Origin of the sequence: Pseudomonas sp. S12(2018), assembly GCF_024355235.1 — a bacterium.
GTDB lineage: Bacteria > Pseudomonadota > Gammaproteobacteria > Pseudomonadales > Pseudomonadaceae > Aquipseudomonas > Aquipseudomonas palmensis.
In genome coordinates this window covers 436996-455171 of record NZ_QLAD01000002.1, presented here as the reverse complement: position 1 = coordinate 455171, position 18176 = coordinate 436996, and the positions used below count along the sequence as shown (strand labels likewise).

The 18176-nt window shown below is 65.6% G+C and carries 15 protein-coding genes and 1 pseudogene; 4 read left to right on the top strand and 12 right to left on the bottom strand.

Annotation, left to right across the window (positions count from 1 at the left end):
* The 7 genes and pseudogenes from DN388_RS05995 to DN388_RS05965 form a co-directional block, all read right to left on the bottom strand.
* A pseudogene (locus DN388_RS05995) lies at nt 1-237 on the bottom strand (dipeptide ABC transporter permease DppC); the annotation flags it as partial.
* Between the two features lie 11 nt (nt 238-248).
* Nucleotides 249-1259, bottom strand: a complete 1011-nt coding sequence (locus tag DN388_RS05990; protein WP_043862492.1) for an ABC transporter permease subunit — start codon at nt 1257-1259, stop codon at nt 249-251.
* A 72-nt stretch (nt 1260-1331) separates the two neighbouring features.
* The gene (locus DN388_RS05985; RefSeq protein WP_254997634.1) at nt 1332-2927 is read right to left on the bottom strand and encodes an ABC transporter substrate-binding protein; all 1596 of its coding nucleotides are present in this window, start codon (nt 2925-2927) and stop codon (nt 1332-1334) included.
* A gap of 74 nt (nt 2928-3001) precedes the next feature.
* Nucleotides 3002-4399 (bottom strand): OprD family porin, encoded by a 1398-nt coding sequence (locus DN388_RS05980; protein WP_254997632.1) that lies wholly within the window; start codon nt 4397-4399, stop codon nt 3002-3004.
* A 72-nt stretch (nt 4400-4471) separates the two neighbouring features.
* Entirely contained in the window at nt 4472-6067 is a 1596-nt protein-coding gene (locus DN388_RS05975) for an ABC transporter substrate-binding protein (protein ID WP_254997628.1), read from the bottom strand.
* Between the two features lie 237 nt (nt 6068-6304).
* Nucleotides 6305-7930: an ABC transporter substrate-binding protein gene (locus tag DN388_RS05970; RefSeq protein ID WP_058541423.1), complete on the bottom strand. Its 1626-nt coding sequence runs from the start codon at nt 7928-7930 to the stop codon at nt 6305-6307.
* Between the two features lie 133 nt (nt 7931-8063).
* Nucleotides 8064-8777, bottom strand: a complete 714-nt coding sequence (locus DN388_RS05965; RefSeq protein ID WP_043862487.1) for an SIMPL domain-containing protein — start codon at nt 8775-8777, stop codon at nt 8064-8066.
* A 199-nt stretch (nt 8778-8976) separates the two neighbouring features.
* On the opposite strand from DN388_RS05965, the gene DN388_RS05960 reads away from it, so the two are divergent.
* From DN388_RS05960 to DN388_RS05945, 4 genes are all read left to right on the top strand, one after another.
* Nucleotides 8977-10233 carry an ATP-binding protein gene (locus DN388_RS05960; RefSeq protein WP_054916388.1) on the top strand — a complete coding sequence of 419 codons (1257 nt, stop codon included), beginning with the start codon at nt 8977-8979 and terminating at the stop codon, nt 10231-10233.
* Nucleotides 10233-10793: a response regulator transcription factor gene (locus DN388_RS05955; RefSeq protein ID WP_043862485.1), complete on the top strand. Its 561-nt coding sequence runs from the start codon at nt 10233-10235 to the stop codon at nt 10791-10793. Before DN388_RS05960 ends, DN388_RS05955 begins: the two co-directional genes overlap by 1 nt.
* A gap of 102 nt (nt 10794-10895) precedes the next feature.
* Entirely contained in the window at nt 10896-11837 is a 942-nt protein-coding gene (locus tag DN388_RS05950; RefSeq protein WP_054916387.1) for an AEC family transporter, read from the top strand.
* A 50-nt stretch (nt 11838-11887) separates the two neighbouring features.
* Nucleotides 11888-13261 carry an amino acid permease gene (locus tag DN388_RS05945; protein ID WP_043862483.1) on the top strand — a complete coding sequence of 458 codons (1374 nt, stop codon included), beginning with the start codon at nt 11888-11890 and terminating at the stop codon, nt 13259-13261.
* A 20-nt stretch (nt 13262-13281) separates the two neighbouring features.
* Here the strand turns inward: DN388_RS05945 and DN388_RS05940 are convergent, their stop codons facing one another.
* The 5 genes from DN388_RS05940 to gatA all read right to left on the bottom strand — a co-directional run bounded on the left by DN388_RS05940 (nt 13282) and on the right by gatA (nt 18166).
* Nucleotides 13282-13659 carry a carboxymuconolactone decarboxylase family protein gene (locus DN388_RS05940; protein WP_043862482.1) on the bottom strand — a complete coding sequence of 126 codons (378 nt, stop codon included), beginning with the start codon at nt 13657-13659 and terminating at the stop codon, nt 13282-13284.
* Between the two features lie 10 nt (nt 13660-13669).
* Entirely contained in the window at nt 13670-14713 is a 1044-nt protein-coding gene (locus tag DN388_RS05935; RefSeq protein WP_254998167.1) for a calcium/sodium antiporter, read from the bottom strand.
* Between the two features lie 62 nt (nt 14714-14775).
* Entirely contained in the window at nt 14776-15150 is a 375-nt protein-coding gene (locus tag DN388_RS05930; RefSeq protein WP_043862480.1) for a septal ring lytic transglycosylase RlpA family protein, read from the bottom strand.
* Between the two features lie 107 nt (nt 15151-15257).
* Nucleotides 15258-16703: an Asp-tRNA(Asn)/Glu-tRNA(Gln) amidotransferase subunit GatB gene (gene gatB / locus DN388_RS05925; RefSeq protein ID WP_054916385.1), complete on the bottom strand. Its 1446-nt coding sequence runs from the start codon at nt 16701-16703 to the stop codon at nt 15258-15260.
* A gap of 11 nt (nt 16704-16714) precedes the next feature.
* Entirely contained in the window at nt 16715-18166 is a 1452-nt protein-coding gene (gene gatA / locus DN388_RS05920; RefSeq protein WP_043862478.1) for an Asp-tRNA(Asn)/Glu-tRNA(Gln) amidotransferase subunit GatA, read from the bottom strand.
* Nucleotides 18167-18176: the final 10 nt, after the last annotated feature.

The window sequence follows — 18176 nt, the reverse complement described above, 5'->3', positions numbered from 1 at the left end:
GAGCCATACCGGCGGGGTCAGCAGAAAGTCGCGGTACTGCTCGCTGGGGTTGTGCGGCGCCACCCACGGGGCGAACAGCGCGCAGAACACGATCAGGCACATGAACAGCAGGCCGGCCACCGCGCCCTTGTTGCGCGAGAAGGCGTGCCAGAATTCCTTGTAGGGGGAGGGGTAGAGCAGGCTCTGGTCGAGCGGCGCGGCGTCGACGGCAGCGGTTTTTGCAAACGGATTGGTCATGAGCGAAGGCCTCAGCGCTGATGTCGGATGCGTGGGTTGGCCAGGCCGTAGAGGATGTCCACGACGAAGTTGACCAGGATCACCAGGCAGGCAATCAACAGGATGCCGTTCTGTACCACGGGGTAGTCACGGGCGCCGATGGCTTCGATCAGCCATTTGCCGATGCCCGGCCAGGAAAAGATGGTTTCGGTAAGCACCGCGCCACCGAGCAACGTGCCGACCTGCAGGCCGACCACCGTAAGCACCGGGATCAGCGCGTTGCGCAGGCCGTGCACGAACACCACCCGTGCCGGCGACAGGCCCTTGGCCCGTGCGGTGCGGATGTAGTCCTCGCGCAGCACTTCGAGCATCGAGGAGCGGGTCATGCGTGCGATCACCGCCAGCGGGATGGTGCCGAGCACGATGGCCGGCAGGATCAGGTGCATCAACGCGTCCTTGAACGCGCCTTCCTCGTCGCTGAGCAGGGTGTCGATGAGCATGAAGCCGGTGGTCGGCTCGATGTCGTAGAGCAGGTCGATGCGCCCGGACACCGGCGTCCAGCCCAACCCGACCGAGAAGAACATGATCAGGATCAGGCCCCACCAGAAGATCGGCATCGAGTAGCCGGCCAGTGAGATGCCCATGACCCCGTGATCGAACAGCGAGCCGCGCTTGAGCGCGGCGATCACCCCGGCCAGCAGCCCGACGATGCCGGCGAACAGCAGCGCGGCCATGGCCAGTTCGAGGGTGGCGGGGAACAGCGCGAGAAACTCGTGCCACACGCTTTCGCGGGTACGCAGCGACTCGCCCAGGTCGCCCTGGGCCAGCTTGCCGACGTAGTCCAGGTACTGCTGCGCCAGCGGCTTGTTCAGGCCGAGCCGTTCCATGGCCTGGGCGTGCATCTCGGGGTCGACCCTGCGTTCGCCCATCATCACCTCCACCGGGTCACCGGGGATCAGGCGTATGAGCGCGAACGTGAGCAGGGTGATGCCGAAGAACGACGGGATCAACAGGCCCAGACGCCGTGCAATAAAACTAAACATCGTGTGGTGTACCTCATCAGCCTAAGGCATGCCTGCGAGCGCCCGGGGGCGGGCGCTGCAAGCGTTATCGTTCTACTTCACCCGCGTGGTGGCGAAGTTGTTGTTGGTCATCGGGTTGATGACGTAGCCCTCGACGTTCTCGCGCAGGGCGGTGAACACCTTCGGGTTGGCCATGTTGATCCACGGTTTGGCCTCATCGTACACCGCCAGTGCCTGGACATAGAGTGCGGCGCGTTGATCGGGGTCGGCGGTTTCGCGGGCGTGGTCGATCAGCACCTGGAATCGCGGGTTGCACCAGCGTGCGTAGTTTTCCCCATTCTTCGCTGCGGCGCAGCTGAGCAGCGGGGTCAGGAAGTTGTCCGGGTCGCCGTTGTCGCCCGCCCAGCCGGCCGACACCATGTCGGCTTCGCCGGCCTTGGCGCGGCGCAGCATCTCGGCCCATTCCATCACGCGGATGTCGACCTTCAGGCCGACCTGGGCGAGGTCGGCCTGAAGCATCTCGGCGCTCAGGCGCGGGTTGGGGTTGGTGGGCCCGCCGCCGTTGCGGGTGAACAGGGTGAGCACGGTGCCTTCGGGTACGCCGGCCTCCTTGAGCAGCGCGCGGGCCTGGTCCAGGTCGCGGGGCGGGTTGCGGTTCTGGCTGTTGTAGCCCATCAGGGTCGGCGGGTAGGGGTTCACCGCCAGCAGGGCGTTGCCCTTGCCGAACAGTTGCTCGACATGGTGTTCGCGATCGAAGGCCAGGTTGATGGCGCGCCGTACGCGCACGTCGCTCAGGTACCTGTGCTCGGTGTTGAGCGAGATGTAGCCGGTGGTCAGGGCCTCCATTTCGGCCACCTTCAGGCGCGCGTCGGCCTTGATGCCGGGTATGTCGTCGGGCTTGGGGTACAGCGCCACCTGGCATTCGTTGGCGCGCAGCTTCTGCAGGCGCACGTTGTTGTCGGGGGTGATGGCGAAGATCAGCGCATCGCTCGGCGGCTTGCCGCGAAAGTAGTCCGGGTTGGGCCTGTAGCGCACCTGCGCGTCCTTGTTGTAGCGCTGGAAGATGAACGGGCCGGTGCCGACCGGCTTGCTGTTGAGTTCGGCGGTGGTGCCGGCCTTGAGCAACTGGTCGGCGTATTCGGCGGAATAGATCGAGGTGAAGGCCATGGCCAGGTCGCGCAGAAACGGTGCCTCGGGGCGGGTCAGGTGAAACGCCACGGTGTGCGGGTCGAGCTTTTCCACCGATTTGAGCAGGTGCTGGAAACCCATGCTCTCGAAATAGGGGAAGCCGATGCTGGTCTTGTCGTGCCAGGGGTGGGCGGGGTCGAGCTGGCGCTGGAAGCTCCATAGCACGTCGTCGGCGTTCAGGTCGCGGGTGGGGGTGAAGTAGTCGGTGGTGTGGAACCTGACCCCGCTGCGCAGGTGAAAGGTGTAGGTCAGGCCGTCGGGGCTGACCTCCCAGCGTTCGGCCAGGGCCGGCTGCACCTCGGTGGTGCCGGGCTTGAAGTCCACCAGGCGGTTGAACAGGGTTTCTGCGGCGGCATCGGCGGTGACGGCCGTGGTGTACTGCACGATGTCGAAGCCCTCGGGGCTGGCCTCGGTGCACACCACCAGGGGCTTGGCCATCAGCGGGGCTGCGGCGCTCAACAGGATGGCTGCAAGGGCAGCCTGTAGGGTTGACTGTTTCATGACACTTCCCTGCATTCGATTAAACCAGCGTAGCCATCGCGGCCGATTCGGCGAATCGGCCGCGACCTGCCGCCCTAGAGGATGTTGAACGGAATGGTTGTGACCACGCGCAACTCGTTCAGGCTCCCGTCACCCTGCAATTTGCTGGCGCGGTGGGTGGTGTAGGTGGCGCGCACGGTGGTGTCCTTGAACGCGCCGCCTTGTACGGCATAGCTGGTGCCGATGCCCCATTCGTCGTGGTGCTCGCCGTCGAGGTTCTTCACGTCGTAGCCACCGCCCTTGTAATGGGTGCCGTCGATGCCCCAGCCGCGGGCGTTGTACAGGTTGAACTTGAGGCCGGGCACGCCGAAGGGGGCCATGTTCAGCACGTAGCCGATCTGCAGCGATTTCTCGTTGGGGCCGTTGAAATCCGACAGCAGCGAGTTGGCCAGGAAGATCGCGTTGGTGTCGTGCAGGTAGTCGAAGTACTCGTTGCCGTTGACCTGCTGGTAGGCGACCGACACGGTGTGCGCCTGGTGGGTCAGGGCCAGCGACAGGCTGAAGGTGTCGTTGTCGATGGCGCCCAGCTTGCTCTGGCCGGCGTCGCGGGTCTTGTAGTAGTTGAGCCCGGTGTTCAGGCCCAGCACCGCGTTGTCGCCCAGCAGGTGGTTGGCGCCGAAGTAGTACTGGTTCCACAGGTCCTCGACCTTGGACACGTAGAGGCTGGTGCTCAGGCTCTGCAGCGGCTGGTAGTTGACCCCGGCCATGCTGACCCGGTCGGTGAACTGGCGGGAATCGCCATACTCGGAGCGAAACTTGCTCTGGCCCTGCTCGGTACGCATCGACACGCGGTCGAAGGTGCCCAGGTCGAAGCTCAGGTTGTCGAACTCGGCGCTGTGCAGGCTCACGCCCTGGAAGCTGGAGGGCAGTGCGCGGTTGCCGATGTAGGCGATCACCGGGGTGTCGATGGACTGGCGGCCGGCGGTGAGGGTGGTGTTGGACACCCGGGCCTTGAGGTTGGCCAGGCCGACCTTGCTCCACTGGTCGAGCACCTCGCCGTCGCCGTGGGTGAGGGTGCGGTTGTTCGGCCCGGCCACGCTGGCGCGGCCGCGCTGCAGGGCCACCGCGTTGTACAGCGCCACTTCGGTGCTCAGGCCCACGGTGCCCTCGGTGAAGCCGGAGGTGTAGTTGAGGAGGGTGCCCTGGACCCAGTTGTCGCGGCTGCTGGTGGGGTGGCGGCTGCCGTCGCGCTTGCTGTAGGACCACAGTGGCCCGCGGGTGGCGTGCTCGTGGGCGTACCAGTTGCGGGTCGAACCGGACAGGCGCTGGCCGTCGAGAAAGCCGCTGGCCTGGGCCTGGTCGGAGGTGGTGCGCAGGGTAAGCGCAACGAAATCCTGGCTGACGGGCTCGGCCTGGGCCAGCGCGCTCAGGCCGCCAAGGGCCAGGCAAAGTGCTGCGTGTCGGGTAGGTCTCAAGGTGATGCTCCTTTGCATGTTTTTATTAGCCGCCGGGCCTCGTGAGCCCGGCGGGTGCGGCGGTGAACCTTGGGAGGGGGCGGGCAGAGGTCAGTCGACGCTGACGCCCGAAAAACTGTTGCGCCCGAACGGGCTGACCTTGAAGTCCTGTACCCGGACGCTCAGCGGTTGATGCACGGTGGAGTGGGCGACCGGGGTGATCGGCACCTGCTGCTTCATGCGCTGCTGGGCCTGCTGGTACAGCGCGGTGCGCGCGGCGGGGTCGGTGATGCGCTTGGCCTGCTGCACCAGGGCGTCGTATTCGGGGTCGCACCACATCGATACGTTGTTGCTGCCGATGGCACCGCAGCTGTAGAGGGTGCCCATCCAGTTGTCGGGGTCGCCGTTGTCACCGGTCCAGCCCAGCAGCATCACGTCGTGCTCGCCGTTCTTGGTGCGCTTGATGTACTCGCCCCATTCGTAGCTGACGATCTTCACGTCCAGCCCGACCTTGCCCCAGTCGGCCTGGAGCATCTCGGCCATCAGCTTGGCGTTGGGGTTGTAAGGGCGCTGCACCGGCATGGCCCACAGGGTGATGGGCGTGCCGGGCTTGACCCCGGCGGCGGCCAGCAGGGCGCGGGCCTTGTCGGGGTCGTAGCCGGCATCGCGGATGCTCGGGTCGTAGGACCACTGGGTGGGCGGCATGAAGTTCACGGCCAGTTGGCCGGCATCCTGGTACACCGCCTTGACGATGGCCGCCTTGTTCACCGCCATGTCCATGGCCTGGCGCACCTGCAACTGGTCGAACGGCGGGTGCTGCACGTTGTAGGCGATGTAGCCCAGGTTGAAGCCGGGCTGGTCGAGCATGTTGATCTTCGGGTCGGCGGCCAGGGCCTTGAGGTCGGCGGGGCGCGGGTTGACGGTGACCTGGCATTCCCCCTTGCGCAGCTTCTGCACCCGCACCGAGGCGTCGGTGTTGATCGAGAAGATCAGCTGGTCGAGCCTGACCTGTTGCGGGTCCCAGTAGTCGGGGTTGGCCCGGTAGCGGATCTGCGCATCCTTCTGGTAGCGCTGGAACACGAAGGGGCCGGTGCCGATCGGCTTCTGGTCGAAGTCGCTGAGGCGCCCGCTGGCCATCAGCTGGGTGGCGTATTCGGCAGAGACGATCGAGGCAAAGCCCATGGCCAGGTTTTGGATGAAGGCGGCGTCGACGCTGTTGAGGGTGAAGACCACCGTGTAGGGGTCACGCTTTTCGACCCGGGCGATGTTCTTGTCCAGGTCCATGCTGACGAAGTAGGGGAATTCGGCCGGGTAGGCCACGCGAAACGGGTGCTGCGGGTCGAGCATGCGCTGGAAGGTGAGCAGCACGTCGTCGGCGTTGAAGTCGCGGGTGGGGGTGAAGTCCTTGTTGGCGTGGAACTTCACGCCCTGGCGCAGGCGGAAGGTATAGGTCAGGCCGTCATCGGAAACGTCCCAGCCGGTCGCCAGCGAGGGGATGACGCGGGTGGCGCCGCGTTCGAATTCCACCAGGCCGTTGTACAGCGGCTCGGCGGCGTCGTTTTCGATGGAGGTGGTGTACTGGGCGATATCGAAGCCGCCCGGGCTGCCCTCGGAGCAGAACACCAGGTTGCCCTTGGCCAGGGCTGTCGGGCCATAGGCCAGTACCCCCAGGCCCAGCAGTGCGGCGAAAACCGGAGAAATACGCATGCGGTCCCATTCCTTTGTTGTTGTACGAGGCGTGGGGGGCGCGGCGACAGCAGGGTGCCAGCACCACCACGCGCTCCACGGTAGGGACGCGGGCGGCGGGCGTGCAGGTAAGGAAGTGGGTGTGAGGCGTGGGAAAAATCTTGGTGTGGTGTCGTAACTTTCAAGCAGGTATCAGTGCCCCGCGTGCACCGATGAGCTCGGCGCCCGCAGGGACAGGCTAAACATCGCGTTGCGTGTCTATTGGCTGACGCTTACGCCGTAGAAGGCATTCAGGCCGAAGGGGCTGATCTTGAAGTCCTGCACGGTCTTGCGCATCGGCTGGTACACCGTGGAATGGGCGATCGGGGTGATCGGCACCTGCGCCTTGATGATGTGCTGCGCCTGCTTGTACAGCTCGGTGCGTCGGGCCTGGTCGGGGGTGGCCTTGGCCTGCTTGATCAGCGCGTCGTAGGCGGGGTCGCACCATTTGGAGAAGTTGTTGCCGTTCACCGCGTCGCAGCCGTAGAGGGTGCCCAGCCAGTTGTCCGGGTCGCCGTTGTCGCCGCTCCAGCCGATCAGCATGGCGCCGTTCTCACCGGCCTTGGCGCGCTTCATGTATTCGCCCCACTCGTAGCTGACGATGCTGGCCTTGATGCCGATCTTCGCCCAGTCGGCCTGGATCATCTCGGCCATTAGCCGGGCGTTGGGGTTGTAGGGGCGTTGCACCGGCATGGCCCACAGGGTGATCTCGGTGCCCTCCCTGACCCCGGCCTCCTGCACCAGCGCCTTGGCTTTGGCCGGGTCGTAGGGCACGTCCTTGATGGTGTCGTCGTAGCTCCACTGGGTGGGCGGCATGGCATTGACTGCCAGTTGCCCCGCGCCCTGGTACACCGCGTCGATGATCTGCTGCTTGTTCACCGCCATGTCCAGGGCCTGGCGCACTTTGAGCTGGGCCATGGGGTTGGGCGCGGTGGTGCCCTTGATCGGGTCGGTCACGTTGTAGGCGATGTAGCCCAGGTTGAAGCCGGCCTGGTGCGGCAGGTTCAGGTTGGGGTCCGCTTCCAGCGACTTGAGGTCGGCCGGGCGCGGGAACAGGGTGATCTGGCATTCGTTCTTCTTGAGCTTCTGCATGCGCACCGACGGGTCGGTGGTGATGGCGAAGATCAGGTTGTCGATCTTCACGTCCTGCGGTTGCCAGTAGGCCTTGTTGCCCTTGAAGCGGATCTGCGCGTCTTTCTGGTACTTGGCGAACACGAAGGGGCCGGTGCCGATCGGCTTCTGGTTGATGTCGGCCGGCTTGCCCTGCTTGAGCAGTTGCTCGGCGTATTCGGCGGACTGGATCGAGGCGAAGCTCATGGCCATGTTCTGGATGAACGCGGCGTCCACGCTGGCCAGGGTGAACCTGACCGTGTGTTCGTCGAGTTTTTCGAGCTTGACGATGTTCTTGTCCATGCCCATGTCGGTGAAGTAGGGGAACTCGGTGGGGTAGGCCTTGCGAAACGGCAGGTTCCTGTCGAGCATGCGGTTGAAGGTGAACAGCACGTCATCGGCGTTGAAGGGGCGGCTGGGCTTGAAGTAGTCGGTGCTGTGGAACTGCACGCCTTCGCGCAGGTGGAAGGTGTAGCTCAGGCCGTCGTCGCTGATGTCCCAGCGTGTGGCAAGCCCGGGGATCACCGCCGTACCGCCGCGTTCGAACTGGCTGAGGCGGTTGAAGACGGTCTCGGCCGAGGCGTCGAAGTCGGTACTGGTGGTGTACTGGCCCGGGTCGAAGCCCGCCGGGCTGCCCTCGGAGCAGAACACCAGGTTGCTGGCGGCATGGGCCAGCGGTGCGCCGGCCAGCAGGCCTGCGCCGAGCAGGTAGGGAAGGACCGCGTGTTTGAGCATTGTTGGCCTCATCGATGTCATTGGTGCGCCGGGCGGCCAGTGGGGCCGCTCGGCGGGCAGGGAGGCTGGCCTGTTGACCAGCGCGACCCTCAAACCATAGCTGACAGCGATGCAGGCGTTGCCCGCAGGTGAATCAGGGCATCAGCACTTCGATGGTGCCGTCGGCGCTGAGGCTGACCTGGCTGGTACCGGCTTCGATTTCCGGGCTTGGCGCGGCTTCGGCGTCCATGCTGGCCTTCATCATCATGGCTCCGCGGGCGTAGGGGTGCGGGTAGCCGCTGCTGTTGAGGTTCAGGTTGACCACCTTGTAGCCCTTGCCGCCGAGGGCTTCGGTGGTCAGCTGGGCGCGGGCCTTGAAGGCGTCGATGGCATCCTTGAGCAGGGCGTCTTCGCTGCTCTTGCGGGTGGCCGGGGCGATGGCGAAATCCATCCCGCCCATCTTCAGGTCCTGCAGCAGCTCGCCGGTGAGCTTGGACAGCGCCGGGAAGTTCGCGCTTTCCAGGCGCAGCTCGGCACGTTCGCGCCAGCCGGTGATCTTCTGGTTCTTGTTGTCGTAGATCGGGTAGCTGTTGCGGCTGTCCTGGCTGAGCTTGACGTCCTTGACCGCACGGGCCTTTTCCAGCGCCTTGTTCATGCTGGTGGTGATCTCGTTGGCCAGCTTGGCCGGGTCGGTGTTCTGCGCCTCGGTGTACAGGGTCACGACCATCAGGTCCCGGGCGACTTCCTTGCTGGCTTCGGCGCGCAGTGAAACCTGGTTGTAGCGAGGCTCGTCGGCCAGTGCCGCAAAGCTGGCAAACAGGCCGGTCGCGAGGACGAGGGTGGTACTGGCGCGAGACACAGTGTGCATGGGCAACTCCTTGAAATTGAGGCGTGGCGGCGGTCGATCCCGACCACGCAGACCCCATCAGACTCGCACAAACCGACGAGGTTCAAAAAGCCATCATCGAAGCCGGTGTGCCTGTGGCGCTTTGCCGCATTGCTGCAGCGCGGGGTGCAGCTTGGGTATACTCGTCACGATTCACCTGGAGCACTCATCAGGAGAGCTCATGCTCGCCCCCGTACTCATGCTGTCTGCCACACGTCAGAACCTCTGGCGCCTGACCTTCATCCGCACCCTGGTGCTGGCCGCCCAGGCCGGTTCGGTGGCGGTCGCCTACTGGACCGAACTGCTGCCACTGCCGTGGCTGGCGCTGAGCATCACCCTGGGGTTCTCCATGGTGCTGTGCGTGCTCACGGCCATCCGGCTGCGCACCTCGCTGCCGGTCACCGAGCTGGAGTATGCGGTGCAGCTGGCCTGCGACCTGCTGATCCACAGTGCGCTGCTGTATTTTTCCGGGGGCTCGACCAACCCCTTCGTGTCCTATTACCTGGTGCCCCTGGCGATTGCCGCGGTGACGCTGCCATGGCTGTATTCGCTGATTCTGTCGGGCATTGCGCTGGTGGCCTACACCCTGCTGCTGGTGCAGTACTTCCCGCTCGAAACCTTTCCCATGGCCCGCGAGAAGATGCAGATCTACGGCATGTGGCTGAGTTTTGCCCTGGCCGCCGGGGTGATCACCTTCTTTGCCGCCAAGATGGCCGAAGAGCTGCGTCGCCAGCAGCAGTTCCAGGCCCAGCGCCGCGAGGAAGGCCTGCGCGACCAGCAACTGCTGGCCGTGGCCACCCAGGCCGCCGGTGCCGCCCATGAGCTGGGTACGCCGCTGGCGACCATGAGCGTGCTGATCAACGAGATGCGCCAGGACCACACCGACCCGCTGCTGCAGGAAGACCTGGAGACGCTGCAGGAGCAGGTCAAGCAGTGCAAGCACACCTTGCAGAACCTGGTGCGCGCCGCCGAGGCCAACCGGCGCATGGCGGTGCAGGAGCAGGAGGCGAGCTTCTGGCTGGACGAGGCGCTCAACCGCTGGCACCTGATGCGCCCCGAGGCCAGCTATCGCTTCCAGCGCCTGGGCCAGGGTACGGTGCCGCGCCTGGCGCCGCCGCCGGACCTGACCCAGGCCCTGCTGAACCTGTTGAACAATGCAGCCGATGCCTGCCCCAATGACCTGGAGGTGTACCTGGACTGGGACGCCGAGGACATCGTGATCAGCATTCGCGACCATGGCCCCGGCGTGCCGGTGGCGATCGCCGAGCAGATCGGCAAACCCTTCTTTACCACCAAGGGCAAGGGCTTCGGCCTTGGCCTGTTCTTGAGCAAGGCCAGCGTGACCCGTGCTGGCGGCTCGGTAAAACTCTATAGTCATGAGGAAGGCGGTACGCTCACCGAGCTGCGCCTGCCGCGTGACGCGCGAGGAGACGTGTGATGAGTGATGAAATTCAGGCTGAAGGCGAAGAGCTGCCGCACCTGCTGCTGGTGGATGACGACGCCACGTTTACCCGGGTGATGGCCCGGGCCATGAGCCGGCGCGGGTTTCGCGTGAGCACGGCGGGTTCTGCCGAAGAGGGCCTGCAGATTGCCCAGCAGGACGTGCCGGACTACGCCACGCTGGACCTGAAGATGGAGGGCGACTCCGGGCTGGTGCTGCTGCCCAAGCTGCTGGAGCTGGACCCGGAGATGCGCGTGGTGATCCTCACCGGCTATTCGAGCATTGCCACCGCGGTGGAGGCGATCAAGCGCGGCGCCTGCAATTACCTGTGCAAGCCGGCCGATGCCGACGACGTGCTGGCGGCGCTGGCGTCCGAGCACGCCGACCTGGACACGCTGGTACCGGAAAACCCGATGTCGGTGGACCGCCTGCAGTGGGAGCACATCCAGCGTGTGCTGACCGAGCATGAGGGCAATATCTCGGCCACGGCGCGGGCGCTGGGCATGCACCGGCGTACCCTGCAGCGCAAATTGCAGAAGCGCCCGGTTCGGCGCTGAACCTCAGGGCCTCTTCGCCGGCAAGGCCGGCGAAGAGGCTGCATGGCAGCCCCAAGGTTGACGTATGATTAGCTCCCTAACGACGCCGACGGGACCACCTGCATGCTCGCCCTTTTTCTCCAGACCCTGAACATCACCGCGCCGGTGTTCGCGATGATGTTCATGGGCGTGCTGCTGCGCCGCATCAACGCCATCAACGACAGCTTCATCCAGACCGCCTCGGCCCTGGTGTTCAACGTGAGCATGCCGGCGCTGCTGTTTCTGGGCATCTACCACGCCGATCTCGAGGCGGCGGTCCAGCCCTCGCTGCTGCTCTACTTCACTGTCGCCACCCTGGGCAGCTTCGGCCTGGCCTGGCTGATCGCGATCTGGCGCTGCCCCCGTGAAGATCGCGGCATCTACGCCCAGGGCGGCTTTCGCGGCAACAATGCGGTCATCGGCCTGGCGCTGGCCGGGAGCATGTACGGCGATCATGGTATCTCCATCGGCGCGGTGCTGGCCGGGCTGGTGATCCTGCTCTACAACTCGCTGTCGGCCGTGGTGCTGGCGGTGTACAGCCCGACCATCAAGTCCGACCCCTGGAGCATCCTCAAGAGCATCCTGCGCAACCCGCTGATCATCAGTGTGCTGGTGGCCGGCGTGCTGGCGTATGCCAAGGTGGGGCTGCCCAACTGGCTGCTGACCTCCGGTGACTACCTAGCGCAGATGACCCTGCCGCTGGCGCTGATCTGCATCGGCGGCACGCTGTCGATGGCCTCGTTGCACGCCAGCGGGCGCATGGCGCTGAGCGCCAGCCTGGTAAAGATGGTGTGGCTGCCGCTGCTGGCCACCTTCGGTGCCTGGTTGTGCGGCTTTCGCGGCGCGGAGCTGGGGGTGCTGTTCCTGTACATCGCCAGCCCCACCGCCGCGTCCAGCTACGTGATGGCGCGCGCGGCCAACGGCAATCACCAGCTGGCCGCCTCGATCATCGTGATTACCACGCTGATGGCCGCAGTTACGACGAATATCGGCATATTTATCTTGCAGTGGGGCGGCTGGATCTAGATCCTGTCGCCCACACTCAAAATAACGGCCTCCCTGCCTGAGGACACTTCATGCAAGACCAGATCACGCCCGAGCGTTTGCATCGCGGCCTGAAGAACCGTCACATCCAGTTGATCGCGCTGGGCGGCGCCATCGGCACCGGGTTGTTCCTGGGCATCGCCCAGACCATCCAGATGGCAGGCCCTGCCGTGCTGCTGGGCTACGCCATCGCCGGCCTGATGGCCTTTTTCATCATGCGCCAGCTGGGTGAGATGGTGGTCGAGGAACCGGTGGCGGGCAGCTTCAGCCACTTTGCGCACCGCTACTGGAACGAGTTCGCCGGCTTCGTCTCGGGCTGGAACTACTGGGTGGTCTATGTGCTGGTGGGCATGGCCGAGCTGACGGCGGTGGGTATCTACGTGCAGTACTGGTGGCCGGACTTCCCCACCTGGGCCACTGCAGCGATCTTCTTCGTGGCGATCAACCTGATCAACCTCACCCAGGTCAAGGTGTACGGCGAGCTGGAGTTCTGGTTCGCGCTGGTCAAGGTGATCGCCATCGTCAGCATGATCGGCTTCGGCGCCTGGCTGCTGGCCAGCGGCAGCGGCGGGCCGGATGCCAGCGTGGCCAACCTGTGGCAGTACGGCGGGTTCTTCCCCAATGGCATCACCGGGCTGGTGATGGCGATGGCGGTGATCATGTTCTCCTTCGGCGGGCTGGAGCTGGTCGGCATCACCGCGGCCGAGGCGGACAACCCGCGCTACAGCATTCCACGCGCGACCAACCAGGTGGTGTACCGCATCCTGATCTTCTACATCGGCGCACTGGCGGTGCTGCTGTCGCTGTACCCCTGGCAGAAGGTGGTGCAGGGCGGCAGCCCGTTCGTGATGATCTTCCACAACCTGGACAGCAACCTGGTGGCCACCATTCTCAACGTGGTGGTGCTGACTGCCGCGCTGTCGGTGTACAACAGCTGCGTGTACTGCAACAGCCGCATGCTGTTCGGCCTGGCCAGCCAGGGTGATGCGCCGCGCGCACTGCTCAAGATCAACCGTCGTGGCGTGCCGCTGGCGGCGCTGGGCGTATCGGCGGTGGCCACCGGCCTGTGCGTGCTGATCAACTACCTGATGCCGGGCGAAGCCTTCGGCCTGCTGATGGCGCTGGCGGTGTCGGCACTGGTGATCAACTGGGCGAGCATCAGCATCACCCACCTGAAGTTTCGCAAGGCCAAGATCGCTGCCGGCGAGTCGACCTTCTACAAGAGCTGGGGGCACCCGGTCACCAACTACCTGTGCCTGGCGTTCATCGTGCTGATTCTGGTGGTGATGTACCTGACCCCGCCGATCCGCATCTCGGTACTGCTGATTCCGGCCTGGATCGCCACCCTGGGCGTGGCGTTCTGGCTCAAGAAGAAGGGGCAGAAGGCCGCCGCCGTCGCCGGCTGACGGCCCTGCGGGGTGATCGGTCAGCCCTGCTGGTAGCTGTCGATCACTTCCTGGGCGGCGCGAAACGCATCGATCGCCGCCGGTACGCCGGCGTACACGGCGCAATGCAGCAACGCCTCGCGAATCTCTTCCACCGTACAGCCGTTGTTCAGGGCGCCACGCACGTGGCCCTTGAGCTCCTGCGGGCACTTGAGCGCGGTCAGCGCCGCCAGGGTGATCAGGCTGCGGGTTTTCAGCGGCAGGCCCTCGCGGCTCCACACGCTGCCCCAGGCGTGCTCGTTGACGAACGCCTGCAGCGGCTCGGTGAACTCGGTGGCATTGCCCAGTGCACGGTCCACGAATGCATCGCCCATGACCTGGCGGCGAACCTGTTCGCCGGTTTTGTTGCTCTCGCCCATGTTGTTTTCCTTACTGTTGGCGGCGCCAGGCGCGCACGGTGGTGTACATCAGCACCACCGCCAGCGTCGGCAGGACATAAAGCAGCATCAGCTGCTCCAGACGGTTGGCCAGCGGCATGCCGGTGGTGAAGGCCACCACGTGCAGACCATAGGCCAGGTAAAGACACAGGAACACCAGACCTTCGGCGCGGGTGACGCGGTAGCCGGAATAGAACACCGGCAGGGTCAGCACGGCCACGCCGAGCATCACCGGCAGGTCGAAGGCCAGCGCGTTGGGCGAGATCGACAGCGGCACCGGGGCCACCAGCGCGGTCAGCCCGAGCACCGCCAGCAGGTTGAACAGGTTGCTGCCGATCACGTTGCCCACGGCGATTTCACGCTCGCCGCGCAAGGCGGCGATCAGCGAGGTGGCCAGCTCCGGCAGCGAGGTGCATACCGCCACCACGGTCAGGCCGATCACCCGCTCCGACAGGCCCAGGTCGACGGCCACTTCCACTGCTGCCTCCAGCAACAGGTGCCCGGCCAGGCTCAGCAGGCCCAGGCCGGTGAGCATCAGTGCCAGGGTGCCGAACCAGAAGCCGACGCCACGCTGCGGCCGCGGGCCGGGGGCGGGGTAGGTGCGTGCGTGGTGGCGTGACTGGTGCCACAGGATGGCCAGGTAGGCAACCAGCCCGAGCAGCAGCAGGGCGCCTTCGAGGCGGCCGATGCGTTCGTCCAGGGCCAGCAGGTACACCAGCAGGCTGGCGCCGATCATCAGCGGGATATCCAGGCGTACCAGTTGCCGCGAAACGCGCAGGGGGATGATCAGGGCGGCCAGGCCCAGGGTGACCAGCACGTTGAAGATGTTGCTGCCGATCACGCTGCCCACCGCCACGTCGGGTGCGCCGGTGTAGGCCGCCTGCAGGCTCACGGTCAGTTGCGGGGCGCTGCTGCCGAAGGCCACCAGGCTCAGGCCGATGATCAGCGGACGCACCTGCAGGCTGGCGGCCAGGCGCAGGGCGGCGCGCACCAGCAGTTCGGCGCCGGTGATCAGCAGCAGCAGGCCCAGGGCCAGTTGCAGCAGGCTGAAGGTGGGTAAAGCGGCCAGGTCGAAAATGGTCGTGCTCCGAAGCAGGGTCAGTTGCTGAGACTTTGTACCCGTACCCGCGCGGTTCCGCTACGGAGCATGCCCAGTTGGTCGGCGGCGGCGCGTGACAGGTCGATGAGTCGACCCCGGGTATGCGGGCCGCGGTCGTTGATGCGTACCACGACGCGGCGGTCGTTGGCGAGGTTGGTGACCTGCACGCGGGTGCCGAAGGGCAGGCTGCGATGGGCGGCGGTCAGGCCGTGCTGGTCGAAGGGTTCGCCACTGGCGGTGCGTTTGCCGTGATGGCGGGAACCGTAATAGGAGGCAGTGCCGGTCTGGTCGTAACCGCGGGGGTCGAGGGTGTGGCTGGCACAGCCGGCGAGCAGGGTGAAAAGCGCGAGCAGTGCGCTGAGGGGACGCCACATGTATCCGGTTACTCCGTGGTGTGGCCTTCGCCGGCAACGCCGGCTCCTGCAGGGATTGGTGCGTCCTTGTAGGAGCCGGCGTTGCCGGCGAATGCAGGCGACGCGGTTCAGCCTTCGAGCTTGCTCTTGAGCAATTGGTTCACCTGTTGCGGGTTGGCCTTGCCCTTGGACGCCTTCATCGCCTGGCCGACGAAGAAGCCGAACATCTTGCCGCGCTTGGCCTCGTCCGCCGCGCGGTACTGCTCGACCTGCTCGGCGTTGGCCGCCAGCACTTCGTCCAGCACCTTCTCGATCGCGCCGGTGTCGGTCACCTGTTTCAGGCCTTCGGCCTCGATGATCTGGTCGGCATCGCCTTCACCGGCGGCCATCTTCTCGAACACCACCTTGGCGATCTTGCCGCTGATGGTGTTGTCCAGAATGCGCTGCAGCATGCCGCCCAGTTGCGCGGCGCTGACCGGCGCCTGGTCGATCTCCAGGCCCAGCTTGTTCAGCAGGCTGCCCAGCTCGACCATGACCCAGTTGGCCGCCAGCTTGGCATCGCCACACACACCGACCACCTGCTCGAAGTAGTCGGCCTGCTCGCGGCTGGAGGCCAGCACGTTGGCGTCGTAGGCCGACAGGCCGAACTGGCTCTGGAAGCGCTCGCGCTTCTGCGGCGGCAGTTCGGGCAGGGTGGCGCGGATGGCGTCGAGGAACGCCGGTTCGATGACCACCGGCAGCAGATCCGGGTCGGGGAAGTAACGGTAGTCGTTGGCCTCCTCCTTGCTGCGCATGGAGCGGGTCTCGTCCTTGTTCGGGTCGTACAGGCGGGTTTCCTGGATCACCCGGCCGCCATCCTCGATCAGTTCGATCTGGCGCTGCACCTCGGTGTTGATCGCCTTCTCGATGAAGCGGAACGAGTTGACGTTCTTGATCTCGCAGCGGGTGCCGAACTCGACCTGGCCCTTGGGCCGGATCGACACGTTGCAGTCGCAGCGCAGCGAGCCCTCGGCCATGTTGCCGTCGCAGATGCCCAGGTAGCGCACCAAGGCGTGGATCGCCTTGACGTAGGCCACGGCTTCCTTGGCGCTGCGCATTTCCGGCTCGGAGACGATTTCCAGCAGCGGCGTGCCGGCGCGGTTCAGGTCGATGCCGGTGGCGCCGCTGAAGTCTTCGTGCAGGCTCTTGCCGGCGTCTTCCTCCAGGTGCGCGCGGGTGATGCCGATGCGCTTGACGGTGCCGTCTTCAAGGGCGATGTCCAGGTAGCCCTTGCCGACGATCGGCAGCTCCATCTGGCTGATCTGGTAGCCCTTGGGCAGGTCGGGGTAGAAGTAGTTCTTGCGCGCGAACACGTTGTGCTCGCCGATTTCGGCGTCGATCGCCAGGCCGAACATGCAGGCCATGCGCACGGCTTCTTCGTTGAGCACCGGCAGTACGCCGGGCATGCCCAGGTCGATCAGGCTGGCCTGGGTGTTCGGCTCGGAGCCGAACGTGGTGGCGCTGCCGGAGAAAATCTTCGACTGGGTGGCGAGCTGGGTATGAATTTCCAGCCCGATCACAACTTCCCATTGCATGTGTCTGTCCCTCAGAAGCCGGTAGGTGCGCGGGTGTGCCAATCAGTCACTTGCTGATAGCGGTGCGCGACGTTGAGCAGGCGGCCTTCCTGGAAATACGGGGCCAGCAGTTGCACGCCGACCGGCAGGCCGTCGACAAAACCGGCCGGCATCGACAGGCCTGGCAGGCCGGCGAGGTTGGCGGTGATGGTGTAGACGTCTTCCAGGTAGGCGGCGACCGGGTCGCTGTTCTTGGCGCCAAGCTTCCAGGCCGGGTTGGGCGTGGTCGGGCCGAGAATCACGTCGACCTCTTCGAAGGCGGCCATGAAGTCGTTCTTGATCAGGCGGCGGATCTTCTGCGCCTGCAGGTAGTAGGCATCGTAGTAGCCGGCCGACAGCGCGTAGGCGCCGACCATGATGCGCCGCTGCACCTCGGGGCCGAAGCCTTCACCGCGCGAACGCTTGTACAGGTCGGTGAGGTCCTTGGGGTCTTCGCAGCGGTAGCCGAAGCGCACGCCGTCGAAACGCGAGAGGTTGGACGAGGCTTCGGCCGGGGCGATGACGTAGTACGCAGGGATCGCGTGCTGCATGTTCGGCAGGCTGATCTGCTTGACCACCGCGCCGAGCTTTTCCAGCTCCTTGACGCTGGCCTGGATCAGGTCGGCGATGCGCGGGTCCAGGCCGGCACCGAAGTACTCCTTCGGCAGGCCGATGCGCAGGCCCTGCAGCGAGGCGTTGAGCGGGGCGCTGTAGTCGGGCACCGGTTCGTCGATGCTGGTGGAGTCCTTGGCGTCGAAACCGGCCATGGCCTGCAGCAGCAGCGCGCAGTCTTCGGCGGTACGCGCCAGCGGGCCACCCTGGTCGAGGCTGGAGGCGTAGGCAATCATGCCCCAGCGCGACACGCGACCGTAGGTCGGCTTGAGGCCGGTGAGGTTGGTCAGCGCCGCCGGCTGGCGGATCGAACCGCCGGTGTCGGTGCCGGTGGTGGCCGGCAGCAGGCGCGCGGCCACGGCGGCGGCCGAACCGCCGGACGAACCGCCCGGCACGTGTTCGAGGTTCCACGGGTTCTTCACCGCGCCGTAGTGGCTGGATTCGTTGGCCGAACCCATGGCGAACTCGTCCATGTTGGTCTTGCCCAGGGTGACCATGCCGGCCTCGGCCAGCTTGCTGACCACGGTGGCGTCATACGGCGAGACGAAGTTGTCGAGCATCTTCGAGCCGCAGCTGGTGCGCACGCCCTGGGTGCAGAACAGGTCCTTGTGGGCGATGGGGGCGCCCAGCAGGGCGCCGGTTTCACCGCCAGCACGGCGGGCGTCGGCGGCACGCGCCTGGTCCAGGGCCAGGTCTTCGGTGACGCTGATGAAACTGTTGATTTGCGGGTCGAGCTGCTGGATGCGCGCCAGCAGCGTGCGGGTCAGCTCTTCGGCAGAAAAGGCTTTGTCGGCGAGTCCGCGGGCGATCTCGGCCAGGGTCAGTTGATGCATGGCAGGCTCT